General features: G+C 57.0%; 1 protein-coding gene and 2 pseudogenes. All 3 read right to left on the reverse strand.

Annotated features, from left to right (window positions below):
- Window positions 1-96: 96 nt before the first annotated feature.
- Window positions 97-234, reverse strand: a pseudogene (locus tag FHS81_RS18620) (transposase); the annotation flags it as partial.
- A gap of 45 nt (window positions 235-279) precedes the next feature.
- Entirely contained in the window at window positions 280-1029 is a 750-nt protein-coding gene (eutC, locus tag FHS81_RS18625) for an ethanolamine ammonia-lyase subunit EutC (RefSeq protein WP_183755069.1), read from the reverse strand.
- Between the two features lies 1 nt (window position 1030).
- Window positions 1031-1483, reverse strand: a pseudogene (eutB, locus tag FHS81_RS18630) (ethanolamine ammonia-lyase subunit EutB); the annotation flags it as partial.
- Window positions 1484-1576 lie beyond the last annotated feature (93 nt).

The following is a 1576-nucleotide window of genomic DNA, read 5'->3' on the forward strand; positions in this document are numbered from 1 at the left end:
CCCCGTCGCTCTTCGCGTTGGGGGAAGGTTCACATGGCTCAATTCTCAATGGAAATTATGCGCCTAACCGGCTCAGTTCTGCGCGGAAACCAACACATACCGTTTCCTCCACTCGTAAAATGAGTATTTGCTGATCCCCAGCCGCGCAGCCACCTCCGCAACCGGATAGCCCCGCTCGGTGATCTGAACGACCGCATCGCGCTTGAAGTCCTCGGTGAAGTTCGTATTGCCCATCGGGGCCTCCTCGCCTCAAAATTAGGGAAGAAGGCGTCTACGAATCTATGGGCTATTCAGTGCTGTGAGCTTGACCCCCGAAAACCGTTCACGAAACATCTTGTCTAACAAGACGCCAATCTCCAAGGCGGCCCGTTCGGAATCAAGTCCGTTCTCCCGAATGTTGGATATGCAAATTCGTTGCGAGTCAGGCGTCGCTTCTTTTGGATCGAAGGTGATGTAGGCGCCGAGGCTGTCGGAAGCCGACAAACCGGGGCGTTCCCCGATCAGGACTACCACCGCCTTGGCACCAACCGCCCGAGCGATAGGATCCCCGATCGCAACGCGGGCATTGGATGCAATAGCGATAGGTGCCAGCACCCAGCGTCTTATCATCGCGGACGTCGCGAGATTTTGGATAACGCGGATAGAATTCACGTTGACCGCCGTCGCAGACAGGCCGTCTGCGATAACAATTGCCACGTCATACCGCGCCCGATAATCCGCAAGCGCCAGTTGGCCTGCTGTGGATAACTTTCGCCCAAGATCCGGTCGCCGCAAATATTCCGCCCTGTCTTGCGCGTCGCTCGTGACGGAAACGAAGGGCATGCCCAACGCATCAAGACTTTCCGCTAGAAAAGCCTCATCAACTCTAGACCATACCGCTTCGCGCGCGCGCGCGTGATCAAGAAGGAAGGACTGGGCCGCCTTCGTCGGAACTCCCGCACCAAAGCGCCCTAAACGGATGCGCGCTTGCGTCATCTCGCGCATCCTCACTTCCAGCGACTTTCCTTCCGATGACAAGAATTCGCTCATCTCAGGCTCCGATCAACGGAAGGCGGGACGACCATTGTGCCAGCACACGCGCATCGTCCAGAAGATTGCCTCTCCGATCCGCCAGGCCGACATCTGCCAGCCATGCCTCGAACTCCGGCGCGGGCGGCTTGTTAAGCGTCTCACGACAGAACACGGCGTCATGATGAGAGAGCGACTGGTAGTTCAGCATGATGTCGTCCGATCCCGGGACGGTAATCACGAAATTAACATTCGCCGCACAGAGCAGCGTGAGAAGCATATCCATGTCTTCCTGGTCGGCATCTGCATGGTTGGTATAGCAGACGTCGACACCCATCGGCAGACCCAGCAGCTTTCCGCAAAAGTGGTCTTCCAGACCGGCGCGGATGATCTGCTTGCCGTTGTAGAGATATTCCGGCCCGATGAATCCCACGACCGTGTTGACCAGAAGCGGATCGAACTGCCGTGCCACCGCTGTTGGTTTCCACGCGGAACTGAGCCGGTTTTTCCACCGAGAAGTGAGCCACCTCTGAGTATGGTTTTCTGATCAGGCTTTGGTCAATGGGTT

Origin of the sequence: Pseudochelatococcus contaminans (genome assembly GCF_014195635.1) — a bacterium.
In the GTDB taxonomy this organism is placed as follows: Bacteria; Pseudomonadota; Alphaproteobacteria; order Rhizobiales; family Beijerinckiaceae; genus Pseudochelatococcus; species Pseudochelatococcus contaminans.

What these genes read in the sequence shown, in the direction of transcription:
- eutC (WP_183755069.1), bottom strand. Translation starts at nt 1,029, where the DNA reads ATGAGCGAATTCTTGTCATCGGAAGGAAAGTCGCTGGAAGTGAGGATG.